Origin of the sequence: Reichenbachiella agariperforans, assembly GCF_900142205.1 — a bacterium.
GTDB classification, from domain to species: Bacteria; Bacteroidota; Bacteroidia; order Cytophagales; family Cyclobacteriaceae; genus Reichenbachiella; species Reichenbachiella agariperforans.
Window position 1 is genome coordinate 676,029 of record NZ_FRAA01000002.1, and the last position, 18,028, is coordinate 694,056.

Consider the following 18,028-nt stretch of genomic DNA (forward strand, 5'->3'; position numbering starts at 1 on the left):
TATACAATGACTCTACTTCTCACCGCCTTAGCTACTGAGCTCAATATTATGCTGGGCGTATTTGGTTTAATTCTGATTTTGAGCCTGCTGCTCAAAAGGGCCAATCAACCCTACATTATAGCCTACATCCTGACTGGAATAGTCGTAGGTCCGTCTGGGACGCAGTTGGTGCCGGATACAGAGACTGCAGAGTTCATGGGTGAGTTGGGTTTGATTATCCTGATGTTTTTTATCGGGATGGAAATCTCCCTGCATGATTTTGTGAAGAAGTGGCGTATTGCTGTGTTTGGGACTGGACTGCAGGTGTTTATTAGCGTGATGGCGATGATGACTGTTGGTTTTTTTCTCGGTTGGGATTTTAAACGCATGTTGCTTTTGGGCTTCATTATTTCCTTGAGCAGTTCGGCTGTGGTTATTCGCCTTTTGGAAGATAATAAAATATTCAAAACCAAGATTGGGCAAAATGTGATTAGTATCCTCATCACTCAGGATATCTTGATCGTACCAATGATCATCGTGATGAGTTTGTTCGAGGCAGGGGGACTAGATATGGAAAAAATAGGCCTTCAATTAGTCGGAGGAATCCTCATCGCTGCTTTACTATTATATCTTTTTAAGCGAAGGACGGTGAGGTTGCCCTTTATCAAGCAGCTCAAAAATGATCAGGAGCTTCAGGTCTTTGCTGGTTTGATTGTCTGTTTTGGTATGGCACTGATTACTTCATTGTTTGGGTTGTCGGCGGGTCTGGGCGCATTCGTCGCAGGTCTGCTTGTGCATGCTACGCCAGCCACGACATGGTTGCACGATAGTTTACGCTCGTTTCGTATTGTACTGGTCTCGGTGTTTTTTCTGTCCGTGGGTATGTTGATCGATACGAGCTTTATCCTCGAACATTGGCTGGCTATTGGCAGTTTGGTTTTGGCGGTCTATATCAGTAACATGCTGATCAATGCTTTTCTTTTGAAGTTATTGGGCAACAGTTGGCATGAAAGTTTGTATGGCGGTTCGTTGTTAGCACAGATTGGCGAGTTCAGTTTTGTATTAGCCTCTATCGGTCAGCAGGCCGATATAATAACGACGTTTAGTTATCAGATGACTGTGATCGTGATCTCAGTGACGATATTTATCAGTCCCATTACGGTGATGTTCGTTCGAAAGGTGCTTAACCTGGACGTATCCTTACTCCGGTAGTACGTTTTTAATCACACCGATATGCATGACTGCATCGCCTTGGTGGAGGATCGGGTTGTTGTTGAGCCCGATGACATATCCTGTGGCGCTAGATTTCACGGTGACTTTGAACTCTCCGAATGGGTCAGCAATGTACCCTACAACTTGATTTTTCTTCACCTTCTGTCCACTTTTCACCTCAGTGAGGAAAAGCCCTGAGGCCTTGGCGCGTATCCATGAGGAGGATTTGATGAATACGCTTTCGTATTCTTTTAGGGGAGCTTCTTTTTTATCTCGCATGCCCAAATGTGCTAAAAACCGAATGGTGCCTTTGACTCCTTGTTCGATGGCATACTGATCGAACCGTGACGATTCGCCTCCTTCATATACCAAAATCTTTTTGCCCATTTTGGCTGCTGCCCAGCGGAGTGATTTGGATCTAAAGGGAGAGTGCAGATTAAATGGTGCAGCGAATACTCCTGCTAACTCTGCATTTTTAGGATCTGACATCACACATCTGACCTGTGGGTAGTTGGTTCTATCTGCGCCTCCTGTATGAAAATCTAAACCATAGTCGATTTTCGGTATGATTTCTTTCATCAGAAAATAGGCTACCCTAGCTGCGAGTGATCCGTTCTTATTGCCAGGGAAAGACCGGTTGACATCTTTTCCATCGGGCACATAGCGAGAGAAATGTATGAAACCGTATACGTTGATAATCGGGATACAAATCGTAGTGCCTTTGATTGGGAGATGTTGATCGTGCTCGATGAGTCGACGTACGATTTCTATTCCGTTGATTTCGTCACCATGAAGTCCACCCATCAAGAGGACGGTCGGTCCATTCTCTAGCGCGCGTGATACCGTGATCGTAATCTCTATCGGCGAGTGCGAGGGCAGTCGCGCGATATTGACGATTACGTTTTTGGTTTCCCCGGGTAGTATTTCCTGATTATGGATTTGCATGGGTTGTTACCTCTCGAGGTTTAGGCGTTTTTCTTCTTGTTGACGCGCTTTTTACTCATCGAGTTTTCGATGTATTCAACTATTTTTTCGGCGACATCTATGCCCGTTGCTTTCTCGATTCCTTCTAGCCCTGGAGAGGAGTTTACTTCTAGTACGAGTGGCCCATTTTTAGACTGTAGCATATCTACACCAGCGACTGCTAGTCCCATGCTTTTGGCAGCTTTAAGGGCAGTTGATTTTTCGGCACGGCTCAGTTTGATGACGTTGGCTTGTCCTCCGCGATGTAGATTAGACCTGAATTCTCCTTCTTTACCTTGGCGCTTCATTGCGCCGACCACTTCGCCGTTGACGATGAAGGCGCGGATGTCTGCTCCGCCTGCCTCTTCGATGAATTCCTGTAGGATGACACGGGTTTTCAGGCTTTCGAATGCCTCGATGACCGAAGTAGCTGCTTTGTTGGTTTCGGCCAGTACCACACCGAGACCTTGAGTCCCTTCGAGGAGCTTGATGACTACCGGTGCTTGACCGATGTGCTTGAGTACTTTGTTTTCTTTCTTGTTGAAGTTCGTGAAGGCAGTTTTGGGCATGCCGACTCCAGAGCTAGAGAGGATTTGTAAGCTGCGGAGTTTGTCTCGTGATCGTGTGATGGCAATAGAATCGACCACACAGAATACATTCATCATCTCGAATTGTCGTACGACAGCAGTACCGTAGAATGTCACCGAGGCACCGATCCTCGGTATGATCGCGTCGATATCGTTGATTACTTCACCTTCATAATTTATATAAGGCCCTTTATTATCCATGATGATATCACACTTCATGTGATCCAGTACCACTGCTTGATGTCCACGCTTTTGGATAGCTTCTACTAGCCTACTGGTGGAGTATAGCTTAGGGTTTCGGGATAATACTGCAATTTTCATGATATGGGTTTCTTTTTAAAAGATAAGTTTTTTAGTTGTACATCTACCAGGTAGTTACCCGACAGAAAGGTGCGACCGAGCAAGATGGGGTTTCTCATGTTGCTGCGATCTGTGAGTGAAAATTCTATTTCGGTCGTTTCGCCAAAAAGGACAATCTCTGTCTTGATCAAGAACCGATGTTCAAGCTCACCGTTTGAGCTTTTAACAGATTTCTCACTGAATTTGCTCGTATAAAATACCTGACCTTCATAGTCAGGATGATCAGGGTCTAAGATTTGAAACGAAAGGGTGTCTACTCCGTTTCGCTTTTCGATTTTGGTATGATGGCAATGAAGTGCATTGCCATAGGCTCCAGTGTCTATTTTAGCATCGATCTCGAATAGTTGAAATTCAGGCAAGTCGATTTTGTCCTTTCGACCAATAGTTTTCATAAGAGTTTGTTCGTAATAATATTAAGGAAGGTCATACATCCTGCTGGTAAAACAAAGCAGGCGCGAATTTATATTCATGTCTGCCATAAATAATCACTTGTGCCCATCTTAATTTATCGATAAAGAGAACTTGAGGATGATGAGAGATAAATAATAGCCAGTTCGCGACTATAGAACCGATTGGTCATTGTTGATGTTTTCGTCGAATGTCGAGACGAAATCCTTGAAGTGATCTTTGGTCATGTCATTGTTGCGCACGACGATATAGAGTTTTCGCTGGAGGCCGTTTTGGCTGATTGGTTTAAAAATCAGGTCTTTGGGTAGGTCAAAAGATTTGAGACACCATTTGGGCACGCACATCACGCCCATATTGGCATGGACCATCTCGATGGCGACCTCTGTCAGTGGGATGTCGGATATTTTGTTTGGGAGGACGTGGTTGGGTTTGAGGAAGTGCTCGTATACAGATACCGTCTCCAGTGGATAGGAATGTATCAGTAGGTGCAAGTCTGCAAAATCCTCTGCTTCTATATAAGATTTTTCGGCCAGGCGGTGTTCTTTGTGCATCAGCATCATCACTTCGTCCTGCATCACTTCTACACAGGACAAACTTTGGACAGAAGACGGAGAGGTCACGATCGCCAAGTCGATTTCCAAAGATAGTAGCTTAGTAATGGGTTGATGGGTCGCATCGAATACGAGTTCGATATCAATGTTGGGATAGACCAAAGACATGTCCTGTAGAAACAGTGGAAACAAACGATAAAACGAATAGCATTCGCAACTCACACGTACTTTTCCTCCTGTCTTTTGTTGGATTTTCTTGATGTGGGTGAGCTTTTCATCGATGGAGGTCAGCACATTGGTGGCGAGTTGATAGAGTTCGGCCCCCTCTTCGGTTAGTTTCCATTCGTTTCGCTTTCGCGAAAAAATTTTGAATCCTAGACGTTCTTCGACCTCTTTGAGCTGATGACTGAGTGCAGATTGGGTCAAAAACAGCTTCTGTGATGAGTTAGCAATGTTGCCTTCATCAGCGATTGTTTTGATCAAACGTAGGTGTTTCAATTCCATGGTCGCAAGTTACAGCAAAGCGGAGTTTTGTTGATTGAAAAAAATTAAGCTTCAAGTCAAATTTATCTCAATCAAGCCTCGGCGTTGAGGCATGCCAACTACGTAGTTTTGCGACTGCAAATAATCAATAAAGCAGTGAAGAAACGCATACATAGGAAAATCCGACTCGTCAAGTACATTCTATATAGAGAGACTCTGATAGATTTTCGAGAGTATGCCTGTTCGTTTTTGGGGTCATTCATAGGGATAGGCTTGATAGGGTTGCTACAGCATACTTTTCTCAATGTCAACGATAATTTGTTTTTGATCGGGTCATTCGGAGCATCGAGTGTGCTGATCTATGGAGCCATCCAGAGCCCCCTGTCTCAGCCTCGCAATTTGGTCGGAGGTCATGTGGTATCGGCGATAGTAGGTGTGACCGTTCAGTTAGTTTTCCCTCATACGCCCCTGATCGCCGCACCACTCGCTGTGTCTCTGTCCATTATCGGGATGCAAATGACCAAAACGCTACATCCGCCTGGAGGTGCTACTGCATTGATAGCAGTGTTGGGCTCGGCACAGATCAAAGCCATGGGCTATATGTATGTGCTGTCGCCAGTCCTCTCGGGTGTATTGATCCTGCTACTCGTGGCGATCGTGGCAAATAACCTAACCCCTCACCGCCAGTACCCTACGACGCGTGCTTTTACCCGTGTGATCGTCCGTCGAAAATAAGGCGGTTTAGTACAAAACAAATGCATCAATCTTGTTTTGGTTTTTCTCGCTAGGTATAGAATATCCTTTACTTTTATAGGGACGAAAAATTAGAACTGTCCCAGAGGACTAGACCAAACGATAGATGAAAGATTTTGATATCACCAGACCTGACAAACTACTATTTACAGGACTGAAAACCCTAGTGAGCCTACCACTTACACTATATACGGATCAAAAAACCAAGGCGAAGGAAACAGGTAAGGTGGCCTTCATCGGGAAGAAAAAAGTAGAAGAAGTCACCGTACAGCTCTATCAGTATGATGCCAAAATGGTAGACAAAAGAGATGTCGAAGGCTCGATGGATTATGCTGCTGCGTTTTCGAATCAGAAAGTCAGCTGGGTCAATGTTTACGGTCTCCATGATGTTGATATTATCGAAAAGATAGGCAAGAACCTCAAACTCGACCGGATCACACAGCGTCAGATTCTGGATACTACGTTGCGGCCAAAGGTGGATGAGTATGATACTTACTTGTTTTTTAGCATCAAGTCTATCCTAAAGGATGGGGAAGAAAGCCTGAAAGTAGAGCAGTTGTCTTTCGTGCTGGGAAGAGATTATGTCGTTTCGTTTCAGGAGGAAGAGGGAGACCACTTTGATCACATCAGAAATAAAATCGTGGAGAAGTTAGGTCTGATTCGTACCCGAAAGGCAGATTTTCTAGTTTGTCAGTTGCTCGATGCGATTTTGGACAACTACTACGAGACCATCGAGTGGATCAATACCAAGGTAGAGCGCCTCGAAAAACGGGTCTTTGATAATCCCACGCAGGACATTATCGTAGAGATGGAGCATCTCAAACAGCTCTCCCAAACCATCAAAAAATCATTGACACCATTCAAAGACGCACTTCGTGCAATATCTAGCCGTGAGTCTGTATTCATCGCTAAATCTACGCACAAGTATTACATGGACTTGATGAGTAGCTGTGAAGGCGCTATTGAAGAAATCAGCTCAACGGTCAACTCGCTAGACAGTTTGAGTAATATCTATTTTTCGTCTCTGAGTCAAAAAATGAATGAGACGATGAAGGTACTCACGACTGTGGCAACCATTTTTATCCCGCTGACGTTCATCGCAGGGGTATATGGAATGAACTTCGAATACATGCCTGAGCTGAAATTTCGCTATGGATATCAAGCGGTATGGGGAGTGATGGGATTGACATTTGTCGGTATGTTCATTTATTTCAAACGCAAAAACTGGTTGTAATCAACCGGCAGATCTAAACTATACTTAAAATGGGAAAACAACTCGCGCAGCTTACGCCTGCTTTGGAAGAGTTTATTGCAGCACAAAAAATATTTTTTGTAGGCACAGCTATGGCGGAAGGACGAGTCAATATTTCGCCCAAGGGAATGGATTCGTTTCGCGTCCTGAGCCCATCCAAAATCATTTGGCTCAATCTCACGGGTAGTGGGAATGAAACAGCAACACATCTGCTAGAGAGTGATCGGATGACGATCATGTTTTGCGCCTTTGAGGGGAAGCCTCTGATTCTGCGACTCTATGGTCATGCCAAAATTTTTCATCCCCGAGATGAAGGTTATGGTGCATATATTGGGCAATTCCCTGAGATCAAGGGATCTCGTCAGATCATAGAGATGGAGGTCGATCTCGTACAGACCTCATGTGGCATGGCTGTACCTTTCATGGATTTCAAAGAAGAGCGAACCGAACTGGAGGTGTATTGGCAAAAGCAAGGAGACGAACGCATACATACTTATTGGGAAGAAAAGAATACGACTAGCCTCGATGGTCATGAGACGAAGATACTTGGCTAAAAACCGTAGTTAGCTGCTTTGACATTACGTGAGTATTATGATTTTCTGTCTTTTGATAGTTCGTTGGTGAATTTGTGGCGTTGAGACTAATTTCATGGTTTAAACAAGAAACTCATGATACGACACAGTTATTGGTTCATATTTGTAATATTGGTTTTAGGGTGTAAAGAAAATAACCCTCAATCTGATAATGGCTTTGAGGACTCAACGGCTCAGGAATTAACTATATTTTTTGTCAATGACCCTCATGGACAAATAGACAATTTTGCCAAAGTGAAAGCATTGGTAGATGCTGAAAGGAACGAGGGAAATACTTTGCTGCTATGCGGAGGGGATATTTTTTCGGGAAACCCTATCGTGGATCAGCATGTAGAGAAAGGTTCTCCCATGATCGACCTAATGAACCGGTCGGGGTTCAATGCCAGTGTGATTGGCAACCATGAGTTTGACTATGGGCCTGAAGTCCTAAAGGAACGAATGGCACAGGCGGAGTTTGAGTGGGTATGTGCCAACATAGATGTGCAGGATTCTGGGTTGATACAGCCAGACGACTATGTGACCTTTGAGGTGGGAAGTCTCAAAATCACAGTGTTAGGCTTAGTAGAGACTGGGGGAAAACCAGATGGGGTTATACCATCATCTCACCCTTGGAGAGTTGCTGACTTTTCTTTTCAGCACTTTTATGACATTGTAGGAGAGTTTTCGGATTTGAAAACCACCGAAGACGCAGATATGTATATTGCCCTCACGCATCTAGGGTCTAGTTCTGATCGATATTTAGCAGAGAATTTTCCTTATTTTGATTTGATCATTGGAGGACACTCTCACCAGATTATTAATGAAGAGGTGTCGGGCATACCGATTGTGCAAAGTGGGTCCTATTTGGCTAATCTTGGAAGAATAGATCTTACAATCGAAAACAAAACCGTCGTGGAATATGAAGTGTCATTTATCAGTTTAGCGGACGAACAACCCATTGATGAAGACTTACAAAGTATAATATCGAGTTATAATGAAGCGCCAGATTTAGATGAAGTCGTTGGTTTTTCTGCTGTAGACCATACAGGTACAGAGACAGGGTGTTTTTATACCGATGCGTTGAGAGATTACATGCAGGTTGATTTTTCGATTCAAAACGGTGGTGGTGTACGATCCACTATTGATAAGGGAGACATTACTCGTTTAGAAATATTCGAGGTAGCCCCGTTCAATAATGGGAGTGTGGTTTTCATTAAATCAGTGGCAGAGATCAAGGAGTTTTTGATTGGTACAGGTGATGGGTTTCACATGAGTGGAATTACTGTGAATGGAGAATGTGAAGGACTATGCATTTATGATGCTGCTGGAGTAGAATTGGAGGACGATGTGATGTTAACCCTCGGAATGAATGATTATATCGCGGCAGTATATGACAGTTACTTTGCCTTAGAGGATGCTGAAGTCCGAGAGCTGACTACCGCAGAGTCTATTTTGGCCTATCTCAAATCATATGAAGGAACCATTGACTATGATGGTTGTAATCAATATCAGTCTGCGGATTAGGATATAAAAAAAGGTCTAAGAACATTGTGTTCTTAGACCTTTTTTGTGGAGTTGATTTATTTTTAAGACTGTCTTGACCGTCTTCTTCTGAATGGTTTTTTGTTACCACCTCCACTGTTGGAATTGTTAGTATTTCCTCCACCACCATTTCCATTTCCACGACGGTTGTGCTGTCCTTTGTTCTGTGGCTTTTTGCTAGCACCTTTTGGTGGTGCTGTTTCGGTGGGCTCGAACCCTTCAATGATTTCTGCTCCTAGGCTTTGGCCAAGCAGTTTTTCGATATCGCGTAGGTATTCGATTTCATCAATACTGACGAGGGAAATAGCCTCACCGTTGGCGCCAGCTCTACCTGTACGTCCGATTCTATGTACATAGTCTTCGGGTACGTTAGGGAGTTCAAAGTTGATGACGTGTGGGAGTAGAGGAATATCCAACCCACGGGCTGCGATATCTGTCGCTACGAGTACTCGGACAGTTCCTTTTTTGAATCCATCGAGAGCCTTGGTACGTGCTCCTTGACTTTTGTTGCCATGTATGGCTGCTGAGCTAATCCCTTTTTTCACGAGTACTTCACTGAGGCGATTGGCTTTGTGTTTTGTTCGGGTGAAAATCAGCACCTGGTGCCAGTCTCCTTCTGTGATCATTTTGATGACTACAGCTGGTTTCTGCTTTTGATCGACACGGTAGGCTTTTTGAATAACTTTTTCTGCTGTAGTATTTTCTGGTGTAGCCTCTACCAAGACAGGGTTGTGTAGCATGGCACTGGCCAGCTTTTTGATCTCCTTGGAGAAGGTCGCTGAGAAAAGCAGGTTTTGTCTACGCTCTGGCAACAAGTTGATTATTTTTTTGATATCCCGAGAGAACCCCATGTCGAGCATGCGGTCTGCTTCGTCGAGTACCATGATCTCTACTTTGTCCAGCGAAAACACCTTCTGGTTGTGTAGATCTAGTAGACGGCCTGGTGTTGCGACCAATACATCTACGCCCCTGTTGAGTGTTTTGATCTGAGGACCAGCATTGACCCCACCGAATATAACGGTAGAGCGGAGGTCGGTGTACGTACTGTATTCACGTACATTTTCGTATACCTGAGCGGCTAGCTCACGCGTGGGCGTGAGGATCAATGCACGTACAGGCCGGTTGCGTAGTTGCTGACCTTGGTTTAGAATTTGTAAGAGTGGGAGGGTAAACCCTGCCGTCTTACCTGTACCTGTCTGAGCGGAGGCCAAGACGTCTTTTCTTTCTAGTATTTTTGGAATTGCTTTTTCCTGAATAGGAGATGGGCTCGTATAGCCCTTTTTGGTGATCGCCTCTAATATTTTATCAGAGAGACCTAGTTTTTCAAATGACATATAATCTGTTAATGAAATGACCATTCATTACAAATATCATTTCGTTGTTAAGCTGCAAAGGTACGCTTTAAGTTTCGTATAAAATGATAATGTTTCCATTTCTAGTTGTCATACATTATTTGTGATCGCTGATTCGGATCAAAAGAAATGGTCTTAAATTGCCTTTGATAATAGATAGCCATGAAAGCAGCCACAGTCAGAGAACTCAAACAAGTACTAAAAGAAAAGTCAGAAACCGAACTGATGGAGCTGTGCTTGCAGCTATCTCGCTTCAAAAAGGAGAACAAAGAGCTCCTGACCTACCTCCTGTATGAGGCACAAGATGAGGCATCCTATATCGAAAGTGTGAAGCTGGAGATGGATGAATTGTTTGCCGAAATCAACAACGCTAGTTACTACTATATCAACAAAAGTGCGCGTAAGATTCTGCGGATAACCAAAAAATATATACGCTATTCGAAGAAAAAGGAGACCGAGGTGGAGTTGTTAACTTACTACTGCCAATCGCTAATTGACTTTGATCCTCCGCTGCAGCGCAATACCACGCTATTCAATATCTATCAACGCCAAATGACAGCTATTCGAAAATCCGTAGCTACGCTACATGAAGACCTTCAGTATGACTACACGGTGATTTTGGACCGAATGGTGTGAAATTGACTGGTGAGCACAATTTGCTTAAATTGCAGCCATATAGTTTAATATTGAAATATCTATGATTGTAGTATTTGTGCTCATGTTGCTTCTATTCGCTGGGATAGGAGTTGGTTCTTCTATTCAAAAACAAAAAAACACCAAAGATTATCTGCTCGCAGGTCAGGATGTGAAACCTTGGCTGGTAGCTCTCTCTGCTGTAGCGACTAACAACAGTGGTTATATGTTCATCGGGATGATAGGCTATACTTATGTGGCAGGACTAGAGTCTGTCTGGTTGATGGTGGGCTGGATATTGGGAGATTTTATGGGTTCGATGCTGGTGTATGGTAAGCTGCGTGACTTGAGCGCCAAGTACAATATTCTGAGTTTTGGAAGTTTAATTGCTAATCATGAGGGTAAGATTATAAAGAGTATACGTCTACTGAGTGGGCTGATCAGTTTTGTGTTTTTGAGCACGTATGCTGCGGCTCAGTTTAGTGCTGGAGGAAAGGCACTGGCGGTGACATTGCACTGGGATCAATGGATTGGCGTGGTTTCGGGGGCTGTTTTGGTGCTATTGTATTGTTTTTCGGGGGGAATACGGGCTTCAATCTGGACGGATGCTGCACAGTCGATCGTGATGTTTATCGCTATGGGTACTTTGCTATACTATGCGGTGGATTATAGTGGAGGCTGGACCGAAACCATTACTAGCCTGAGAGAAGTCAAAGTAGGCTATATGAGTCTTTTTAATCCAGAAATCTCTTTATCAGCCTCATTACTGGTGGCGGTCGGTTGGTTGTTTGCAGGGTTTGGAGTCGTCGGTCAGCCGCACATCATGGTGCGCTATATGACGCTCGATAGTACAAAGAATATCAAAAAAGTAAGGATGTATTACTACTCATGGTTTACGGGATTTTATGCCTTGGCCATAGGCGTAGGGCTGTTGTCTCGTATCGTACTGACAGGTGAAGGTGATTTCGATCCTGAGTTAGCACTTCCGATGATGTCGATGCGGTTGCTGCCCGACTATTTAGTGGGGATTATGCTAGCAGGGATATTTGCCGCGACGATTTCTACAGCTGATTCTCTAGTGATCAGTTGTACTTCCTCGTTATCCAATGACATCTTTCCGCAGTTCAAGAACAGTTATCGCATCAGCAAGCTGTTTACGATAGGGATTACGCTATTTGCAGTGGGTATATCATTGTATGGGCATAGCAGTGTCTTTGAGATCGTGATTTATGCTTGGGCGGTATTGGGAACGGTATTTGGTCCTGTGATCACGATGCGTATGCTCAACAAGCCCGTCAATGCAAATACGACACTGGCGATGATGATCTCGGCTGGGGTAGTTACGCTAGGCTGGAATTTTATTGGTTGGGGAAGTATTGTCTATGAAATGATGCCAGGGATCATCACAGGGTTTGCAGTGTATTTTATCTCTAGAATTGGAGTTAAGAGTCAAGACAACTAGAGCTTAGTATCAAGATTTTTACGTTGATGGGTGGACTCTCAATCAATTAGAAATGAAAAGCCCTGTCAGCGTGCTACACGCTAACAGGGCCATTTTTTTAGAAGGCTAAAACTTGGCCACCCATGCTTTGATTCCGCTCATGATCATCTCTATGGAGAAGGTACCGATCAACAGTGCAGCGACTCGACCGATGATATCGATGTATTTGAGCAGTAACGCTTCGTTCTTCTTTTTTACTTTGGTGTAAAGTTCTTTGAGGAGGATTACCGTGGTGATGCAGACGACTAATGATACCAATATAATCCCAATGGCGGGGACGTAATCTAGCCTTTGACCTACGATGATACTCGCACTGATGGTGCCAGGCCCTACCATGATAGGCATGACGATACCACCTTGTACATATTTGGGCTCTCCACGGAGGCTTTTGATTGCTTTGTTACCATCGAATACATATTTAACCCCTGTGATTAAAAAGATAATCCCACCGAAAATCTGGAAGGAGGCAAAGTCAGCTTTGAACAGCGTATTAAAGATTTCATTGCCTAGTACAGCGAAAATCACATAACACCCACCGCTGATTATACCAGCACGGATTAGTACCGTCGCGAAGGTTTTGGAGTCGAGCTCCTCGATCAGGTCTATGAGATAGACGATAAGCAAGAAGGGGTTGAGCATGAAAAGCATAAGTCCCAAAGAGTCGTAAAATGCGTCGTTGAGCATGTGTCTGTTGTTTAATGATACAAGTGTGAAGTTATAAAAAAAGGTTTACGGAGTGAGTAATGTTCAATCCGTAAACCTTTCGTAAATGTATTCTAGAGCTTGCTATTCGCTTACCTATGTCCAATAAAATCTGGTCGTGGCTTGGTACCCCCGAATGGCTGCTCTAATCGGTTTGACTCGGCATTGAGTACGAAGAAGATATTTCTCCGTGGCAGTGGCGTGATGTTGCCATTAGAGCCATGTAACGTGTTACAGTCGAACAGAATCAAAGATCCAGGAGGACATTCAGCTACTACGATTCCATTTTCATTATAGCATTTGATGAGGCTTTCCTGATCAGGCACACCATATTCCTGTTTGCGCAGCGAGTCTTTATAATGCTCCTCTGGTGTTTCGCCGATGCAGCTCACGAATCTTTTGTGTGAACCTGGGATCAGCATCAGAGACCCGTTGTAACTTTTGTTTTCTGTCATAGTGATCAGACAACTGATAGCACGCATGCGAGGCATACCATCTTCTACATGCCAAGTCTCGAAATCAGAATGCCAGTAGAATTCTTTCCCTTTGAATCCTGGTTTGGCGTTGATTCTAGCCTGATGTACGTAGGTTTTGTCGTCTAACAAGTACTCTACCTTGTCCTTGATCCGTGGATCGTTGGTCAGTGCTTTGTATTTGTCGCTAAACTTGTGTGCAGCGAAGATGGATCGAACGGTTCGGCTTTCTGGTTCTTTGATGAACTCTTGTTTGGCCGACAGGATAGGGTCATTCCCTAGTCGTTCGAACTCTTCGTTGTACTGATCTATTTCCTCTTGAGAGAAAACACTGTTGATGATTAAAAATCCGTCGCGTTCAAAACTGTCGATTTGCTCTCTTGTTAATGCATCGGTTCTTTTGTCCTTGGCATATACGACAGGATCTTGTCTGTCTATCCACCGAGCTGTTGCCTGGGTACGTGACGGATACAAGTCTTCTATTACCATAGTTGTTTTTAATTTAAAACCTCATCTTCCTCGACGATCGAGTAGCTGCCATCGGGGTTATGTTTTTCTTGCCCAGTGACGGGAGGATTGAACACACACATGACGGTCATTTCGGAGATTCCTTCTAAAATATGTTTGTCATTTTCGTTGAGGGCATACATGGTGCCAGGTTTGATATCCCAAGACTCGCCACTGGCAAGTGCTGTGATTTTGCCTTCTCCCTTGACACAGTACACTGCTTCAAAATGATTTTTATAATGCATTTCGAGTTTGGCACCTTCCTCGATGATGGTTTCATGAAACGAAAAACCCATCTTATCTTTTTTCAAAAGATACCTTCTACTCGTCCAGCCATCAGATTTCACCTCATTGCCTGATGCTTGGATTTCCTCTAATGTTCTTACTATCATACTAATTCTACTTTATTTATGCTTTGTACAGCTTGTTCAAAAATTTTAATTCCTTCGTTGAGATAATTGTCATGAATGTTTAGCGGAGGCAAAAATTTGATAATGTTGCCATTAGAGCCACAGGTTTCGATGATCAGTCCATTGTCAAATGCCTCAGCAGTGATACTACTGGCTGTTTCTGCATCGGCACACTCTACCGCAGCGATGAGCCCCTTACCTCTGACATCTGTGATGATCTCTTTATGGTCTTCACCTATTTGCTTCAATATTCTGAGCAGTTTGCTCGACTTGGCTAGTGTTTCTTTGGTGAACTCATCGTCCTTCCAGTACTTGATGATGGCCTCTGCCGCTGTGACAAATGCGAGGTTGTTTCCTCTAAATGTCCCTGTGTGCTGACCAGGCTTCCAATCATCGATCTCTGGTTTGATCAGTAGCAGTGACATAGGTAGTCCGTACCCACTCAGTGATTTAGACAGTGTCACCATGTCTGGGTAGATACCGGCATCTTCGAAACTGAAGAAGTTACCTGTACGACCACAACCTACTTGAATATCATCTACGATCATCAAGATGTCATGTTTTTCGGTGATTCTTCTGAGCTTTTGAAGCCATTCTTTTGGAGCAATGTTCACACCGCCCTCTCCCTGGATAGTCTCCAGAATGATTGCCGCTGGAATATCTGTACCACTACCTGAGTCACTTAGGATTTTGTCCAAATAGTCTGCCGAGTCAAAATCTCCATCTAAGAAGCCATAGTATGGGATAAAGGTCGTGAACTGGTTAAGTTCATTTTCCAATCCTTTTCTATAATGTGCATTGGCCGTTAACCTCAGTGCACCCTTGCTATGACCATGGTAGCCATTGGTGAAGGTAATGATGTTGGTACGACCCGTTACGATCTGAGCTAGTTTGATGGCTGCTTCTACCGTATTGGTACCTGTTGGCCCTGTGAATTGCATCTTGTACTTCAACTCTCTGGGTTCGAGGATGTATTTGTTGAAGATGTTGATGAAATGCTCTTTGGCCTCTGTTGAAAGGTCCAGTCCATGGGTTACACCATTTTTGTCGATGTAATCCATTAGTTTCATTTTGAAGAACGGGTTATTGTGACCGTAGTTTAGTGCGCCGGCTCCTGCCAAGAAATCAATATACTGCTTGTGATCTGTGTCGTGAATAACTGCACCGTTGGCGCTAGTGAATGTAACGGGAAAGCTTCTGCTGTACCCTCTTACATTTGATTCGTGTTTTTTTACCTGTTCCATTATTTTTTAATAGTTCAATTTCCCGATGTTGTATATGTATTCTGACTCATGACTGTCGTTGAAGTCATCAGCCGCTATGTACATTTCTTTGTCAATAGATGCCCCGTAGGACTTGGCTATTGATTTGAAAAGTGCTTGCGACCCCAGATTGTCGTCTGAAATGGTCGCCTGTAAGTATTCGAATTTTTTGTCTTGATTGTCTAGGACGAATTGTAGCATCTTTTTGGCCATCCCTCTTTTTTGTATCAAGGGGTCAGTACATATCTGCCAAGCGAATAGTGTATTGGCTTGATCTTGACGAGGCAGACAAGAGGCAAATCCTAAAATACCAGAATGATCCGGTGAGGTAATGATCGCACAATGATCCTGATAGAGATCTGCTAGCATAAAGTAGCAGTACTCTGAGTTGAGGTCTAGATTACCTGTGCGTTTGATAAGTTTCCAAATTTCTTTTCCATCTGTAATTTGAGGTTTCCCAATTTTTAGATTCATGAATGTTTCGGCTTGAATTCTCCGTCTTGATTAATTGTGATTTCTGGTTCCCCTACCACATTTTCACCACTAGCTAAGATAGGACTAGAGTCCACATCCTCTGCCTCGATCGCTGTGATCAACAGCCCTAACGAATCGAGAATTTTTTTTCGCTCGTCTGGTGAAAGGTCTGATAAGTTGTTTTCCAGTTTTTTATGTAAAAACATGGGTGAGTTGGAGAGTATCTCTTCTCCCATTTTGGTCATTTCTATCTTGATAATACGCCGATCTTTGTCAGACCTGACACGTTCTACCATGAGCCGGGACTCTAGCTGATCTATGATATTGGTTAGCATGCTCGGCGATAGATTCAGCATCTTGCCCAGATCCGAAATCGATCGAGGCCCGTATTCACTCAAATAGTTGAGGCAGGTCAACTGTGAGGAATTGAGTCCAATTTGCTCTTTCAATCTGTTAGAGTAAATGTCAACGGCTCGTATGATTTTTCTGATGCTTGCGATAATTTCTTGTTCGATCTTCACTGTGTTTTTAAATTGGTGTATGTTTTACTATGCAAAATAGTACACCACTGAAACTTTTGCAAAGGTAAAAGATTCAGTACAATTAAAAATATTTTAGTTGTGAAATATTAATTGTTGAATTTTATAATGCTGATTGAATATTTCAAATCAAAGAAATAAGAGAGATAGCGGTGATTTGGTGAAAAAAGTTTTTTTGCTGTGATTTTGGAGCAGGTGCTGCGAATAATGGTATGTCAGCTGAATCTTCGTTTCTTGAAAAGAAAAATAAGAGTGTCCAGCGACTGTATTATACTAAGTCAAACTATATGAAATTAGATAGAGAAGCTTTTTTGGAGATGCTCGAATCTCATAAACGGATCATCTTTAAGATATGCCATAGCTACTGTAGAGATTCAGAGGATCAAAAGGACCTTGTACAAGAAGTGATCGTCCAATTATGGAATAGTTATCACAAGTATGATGATAGGTTCAAGCGATCTACTTGGGTCTACCGCATTGCGTTAAACGTGGCAATCTCTGCTTATCGAAAAAAAATCACAAGAAACAAGCATTTTGACCGAATGGAAGAGGATTCATTCGTGGATATAAAGACTACAGATGAAGATGAGCAGGACGAAAATATCCTGCGTCTCAATCAGTTTATCGCTGAACTGGATGAGCTAAATCGGGCACTGATGATCCTCTACCTAGATGATCACAGTCACGATGAAATCGCTAGTATACTCAACATCAGTGTGAGTAATGTAGGCACTAAAATCAATCGCATCAAACAAAAAATCAAACGAGAATGGACGCAAAGATAGAATTGGAAAATTTGAAATCGACTTGGGCTACTGTAGAGGCCAAATTGGACAGAAACTGGAAGCTTAACCTCAAGGTGATTCGAGAGGGTAATTTGGAGAAGGTCAGGGATAAAATGAAAAACCTACTTAGGGTCAAGGTGATAACTTTTACTTTTTACTTAATAGGAGGGCTTTGTTTTGCTGGGTTTGGTATCCAGCATGCAGCGCAGTGGTATATGGCACTAACAGGCGGGGTGTTCACTTTGTGGGCGGTATTAGTTTGTTTTACTTCGGTTAAAGAAATTGAGTTGATTATGAAGCTTGATTATACGGCTCCAGTGATAGAATTACAAAGACAATTGGTCACCCTACGGACGACTATTATTCGGTATTTTCGAGTAGGTGTTTGGGTCTTTCCTCTCTATATGGGTTGGGTTATCATGGCTTTTCAGGTGTTTTTTGGGGTTGATATCATTGCGGTAGCTGACCAGACATGGCTTTATAGTCAGCTTGGTTTTACCATCGTTTTTATGTTTCCACTAGCCCTATGGATGCATAGCAAATTGATTCCTGAAAATGCAGACAAGAAATGGATGCAGAGACTTCTCCAAGGCAACGGGAGTCAGGTGGCTGGTGCACAGGCTTTTTTGGGTGAGATCAGGGAGTTTGAGGAGGAGGAGCAATAGACTTTGTTTTATTTCCTAGCAGACTAACCTATGGATATTTCATTGAAGCAATGGGAAAATGAA

The 18,028-nt window shown here is 43.2% G+C and carries 20 protein-coding genes; 9 read left to right on the top strand and 11 right to left on the bottom strand.

Annotation, left to right across the window (positions count from 1 at the left end; all coding sequences use genetic code 11):
• The first annotated feature begins 6 nt into the window (after positions 1-6).
• Entirely contained in the window at positions 7-1,191 is a 1,185-nt protein-coding gene (locus BUB99_RS09225; RefSeq protein ID WP_170863769.1) for a cation:proton antiporter, read from the top strand.
• On the opposite strand, the gene BUB99_RS09230 is transcribed toward BUB99_RS09225, so the two are convergent.
• The 4 genes from BUB99_RS09230 to BUB99_RS09245 all read right to left on the bottom strand — a co-directional run bounded on the left by BUB99_RS09230 (position 1,180) and on the right by BUB99_RS09245 (position 4,564).
• Positions 1,180-2,136: a succinylglutamate desuccinylase/aspartoacylase family protein gene (locus tag BUB99_RS09230; protein WP_073121711.1), complete on the bottom strand. Its 957-nt coding sequence runs from the start codon at positions 2,134-2,136 to the stop codon at positions 1,180-1,182. The two genes, BUB99_RS09225 and BUB99_RS09230, sit on opposite strands and share 12 nt — an antisense overlap.
• A 20-nt stretch (positions 2,137-2,156) precedes the next feature.
• Positions 2,157-3,062, bottom strand: a complete 906-nt coding sequence (gene rimK, locus BUB99_RS09235) for a 30S ribosomal protein S6--L-glutamate ligase (RefSeq protein WP_073121713.1) — start codon at positions 3,060-3,062, stop codon at positions 2,157-2,159.
• Complete coding sequence (locus tag BUB99_RS09240; protein ID WP_073121715.1) at positions 3,059-3,493, bottom strand: ATP-dependent zinc protease family protein; 435 nt, start codon at positions 3,491-3,493, stop codon at positions 3,059-3,061. Before BUB99_RS09240 ends, rimK begins: the two co-directional genes overlap by 4 nt.
• A 168-nt stretch (positions 3,494-3,661) precedes the next feature.
• Entirely contained in the window at positions 3,662-4,564 is a 903-nt protein-coding gene (locus BUB99_RS09245) for a LysR family transcriptional regulator (protein WP_073121717.1), read from the bottom strand.
• 135 nt (positions 4,565-4,699) lie between these two features.
• Here BUB99_RS09245 and BUB99_RS09250 point away from each other — a divergent pair, with 135 nt between their 5' ends.
• The 4 genes from BUB99_RS09250 to BUB99_RS09265 all read left to right on the top strand — a co-directional run bounded on the left by BUB99_RS09250 (position 4,700) and on the right by BUB99_RS09265 (position 8,644).
• Positions 4,700-5,278, top strand: coding sequence for an HPP family protein (locus BUB99_RS09250; protein WP_073121719.1), 579 nt, complete (start codon positions 4,700-4,702; stop codon positions 5,276-5,278).
• A gap of 124 nt (positions 5,279-5,402) precedes the next feature.
• Complete coding sequence (gene corA / locus BUB99_RS09255) at positions 5,403-6,530, top strand: magnesium/cobalt transporter CorA (RefSeq protein ID WP_084190463.1); 1,128 nt, start codon at positions 5,403-5,405, stop codon at positions 6,528-6,530.
• 29 nt (positions 6,531-6,559) lie between these two features.
• The gene (locus BUB99_RS09260; protein WP_073121721.1) at positions 6,560-7,102 is read left to right on the top strand and encodes a pyridoxamine 5'-phosphate oxidase family protein; all 543 of its coding nucleotides are present in this window, start codon (positions 6,560-6,562) and stop codon (positions 7,100-7,102) included.
• 114 nt (positions 7,103-7,216) lie between these two features.
• Positions 7,217-8,644, top strand: coding sequence for a bifunctional metallophosphatase/5'-nucleotidase (locus BUB99_RS09265; RefSeq protein WP_084190464.1), 1,428 nt, complete (start codon positions 7,217-7,219; stop codon positions 8,642-8,644).
• A 62-nt stretch (positions 8,645-8,706) separates the two neighbouring features.
• Here the strand turns inward: BUB99_RS09265 and BUB99_RS09270 are convergent, their stop codons facing one another.
• Complete coding sequence (locus tag BUB99_RS09270; RefSeq protein ID WP_073121724.1) at positions 8,707-9,996, bottom strand: DEAD/DEAH box helicase; 1,290 nt, start codon at positions 9,994-9,996, stop codon at positions 8,707-8,709.
• A gap of 180 nt (positions 9,997-10,176) precedes the next feature.
• Between BUB99_RS09270 and BUB99_RS09275 the strand changes: the two genes are divergently transcribed.
• Positions 10,177-10,650 (top strand): hypothetical protein, encoded by a 474-nt coding sequence (locus tag BUB99_RS09275; protein WP_073121726.1) that lies wholly within the window; start codon positions 10,177-10,179, stop codon positions 10,648-10,650.
• Positions 10,651-10,711: 61 nt separating this feature from the next.
• On the top strand, positions 10,712-12,109 hold the full coding sequence (locus BUB99_RS09280; RefSeq protein ID WP_073121728.1) for a sodium/proline symporter: 1,398 nt from the start codon (positions 10,712-10,714) through the stop codon (positions 12,107-12,109).
• A 105-nt stretch (positions 12,110-12,214) separates the two neighbouring features.
• Here the strand turns inward: BUB99_RS09280 and BUB99_RS09285 are convergent, their stop codons facing one another.
• The 6 genes from BUB99_RS09285 to BUB99_RS09310 all read right to left on the bottom strand — a co-directional run bounded on the left by BUB99_RS09285 (position 12,215) and on the right by BUB99_RS09310 (position 16,425).
• On the bottom strand, positions 12,215-12,832 hold the full coding sequence (locus tag BUB99_RS09285) for a MarC family protein (protein WP_073121730.1): 618 nt from the start codon (positions 12,830-12,832) through the stop codon (positions 12,215-12,217).
• A 110-nt stretch (positions 12,833-12,942) separates the two neighbouring features.
• A complete protein-coding gene (thpD, locus tag BUB99_RS09290) occupies positions 12,943-13,812 on the bottom strand; it encodes an ectoine hydroxylase (protein ID WP_073121732.1) in 870 nt (289 codons plus the stop codon).
• An 8-nt stretch (positions 13,813-13,820) separates the two neighbouring features.
• On the bottom strand, positions 13,821-14,222 hold the full coding sequence (locus BUB99_RS09295) for an ectoine synthase (RefSeq protein ID WP_073121733.1): 402 nt from the start codon (positions 14,220-14,222) through the stop codon (positions 13,821-13,823).
• Positions 14,219-15,484 carry a diaminobutyrate--2-oxoglutarate transaminase gene (gene ectB, locus BUB99_RS09300; RefSeq protein WP_073121735.1) on the bottom strand — a complete coding sequence of 422 codons (1,266 nt, stop codon included), beginning with the start codon at positions 15,482-15,484 and terminating at the stop codon, positions 14,219-14,221. Before ectB ends, BUB99_RS09295 begins: the two co-directional genes overlap by 4 nt.
• 6 nt (positions 15,485-15,490) lie before the next feature.
• Positions 15,491-15,976, bottom strand: a complete 486-nt coding sequence (locus BUB99_RS09305; protein WP_073121737.1) for a GNAT family N-acetyltransferase — start codon at positions 15,974-15,976, stop codon at positions 15,491-15,493.
• Positions 15,973-16,425, bottom strand: a complete 453-nt coding sequence (locus tag BUB99_RS09310) for a MarR family winged helix-turn-helix transcriptional regulator (protein ID WP_216011537.1) — start codon at positions 16,423-16,425, stop codon at positions 15,973-15,975. Before BUB99_RS09310 ends, BUB99_RS09305 begins: the two co-directional genes overlap by 4 nt.
• Before the next feature lie 377 nt (positions 16,426-16,802).
• Between BUB99_RS09310 and BUB99_RS09315 the strand changes: the two genes are divergently transcribed.
• The gene (locus BUB99_RS09315; RefSeq protein WP_073121834.1) at positions 16,803-17,300 is read left to right on the top strand and encodes an RNA polymerase sigma factor; all 498 of its coding nucleotides are present in this window, start codon (positions 16,803-16,805) and stop codon (positions 17,298-17,300) included.
• A complete protein-coding gene (locus BUB99_RS09320; protein ID WP_073121741.1) occupies positions 17,285-17,965 on the top strand; it encodes a hypothetical protein in 681 nt (226 codons plus the stop codon). Before BUB99_RS09315 ends, BUB99_RS09320 begins: the two co-directional genes overlap by 16 nt.
• The last annotated feature ends 63 nt before the right edge of the window (positions 17,966-18,028 follow it).

Excerpts from the sequence above, each read along its gene's own strand:
- BUB99_RS09225 (WP_170863769.1), top strand. The coding sequence starts at position 7 with ATGACTCTACTTCTCACCGCCTTAGCTACTGAGCTCAATATTATGCTG.
- BUB99_RS09230 (WP_073121711.1), bottom strand. The coding sequence starts at position 2,136 with ATGCAAATCCATAATCAGGAAATACTACCCGGGGAAACCAAAAACGTA.
- rimK (WP_073121713.1), bottom strand. The coding sequence starts at position 3,062 with ATGAAAATTGCAGTATTATCCCGAAACCCTAAGCTATACTCCACCAGT.
- BUB99_RS09240 (WP_073121715.1), bottom strand. The coding sequence starts at position 3,493 with ATGAAAACTATTGGTCGAAAGGACAAAATCGACTTGCCTGAATTTCAA.
- BUB99_RS09245 (WP_073121717.1), bottom strand. The coding sequence starts at position 4,564 with ATGGAATTGAAACACCTACGTTTGATCAAAACAATCGCTGATGAAGGC.
- corA (WP_084190463.1), top strand. The coding sequence starts at position 5,403 with ATGAAAGATTTTGATATCACCAGACCTGACAAACTACTATTTACAGGA.
- BUB99_RS09260 (WP_073121721.1), top strand. The coding sequence starts at position 6,560 with ATGGGAAAACAACTCGCGCAGCTTACGCCTGCTTTGGAAGAGTTTATT.
- BUB99_RS09265 (WP_084190464.1), top strand. The coding sequence starts at position 7,217 with ATGATACGACACAGTTATTGGTTCATATTTGTAATATTGGTTTTAGGG.
- BUB99_RS09270 (WP_073121724.1), bottom strand. The coding sequence starts at position 9,996 with ATGTCATTTGAAAAACTAGGTCTCTCTGATAAAATATTAGAGGCGATC.
- BUB99_RS09275 (WP_073121726.1), top strand. The coding sequence starts at position 10,177 with ATGAAAGCAGCCACAGTCAGAGAACTCAAACAAGTACTAAAAGAAAAG.
- BUB99_RS09280 (WP_073121728.1), top strand. The coding sequence starts at position 10,712 with ATGATTGTAGTATTTGTGCTCATGTTGCTTCTATTCGCTGGGATAGGA.
- BUB99_RS09285 (WP_073121730.1), bottom strand. The coding sequence starts at position 12,832 with ATGCTCAACGACGCATTTTACGACTCTTTGGGACTTATGCTTTTCATG.
- thpD (WP_073121732.1), bottom strand. The coding sequence starts at position 13,812 with ATGGTAATAGAAGACTTGTATCCGTCACGTACCCAGGCAACAGCTCGG.
- BUB99_RS09295 (WP_073121733.1), bottom strand. The coding sequence starts at position 14,222 with ATGATAGTAAGAACATTAGAGGAAATCCAAGCATCAGGCAATGAGGTG.
- ectB (WP_073121735.1), bottom strand. The coding sequence starts at position 15,484 with ATGGAACAGGTAAAAAAACACGAATCAAATGTAAGAGGGTACAGCAGA.
- BUB99_RS09305 (WP_073121737.1), bottom strand. The coding sequence starts at position 15,976 with ATGAATCTAAAAATTGGGAAACCTCAAATTACAGATGGAAAAGAAATT.
- BUB99_RS09315 (WP_073121834.1), top strand. The coding sequence starts at position 16,803 with ATGAAATTAGATAGAGAAGCTTTTTTGGAGATGCTCGAATCTCATAAA.
- BUB99_RS09320 (WP_073121741.1), top strand. The coding sequence starts at position 17,285 with ATGGACGCAAAGATAGAATTGGAAAATTTGAAATCGACTTGGGCTACT.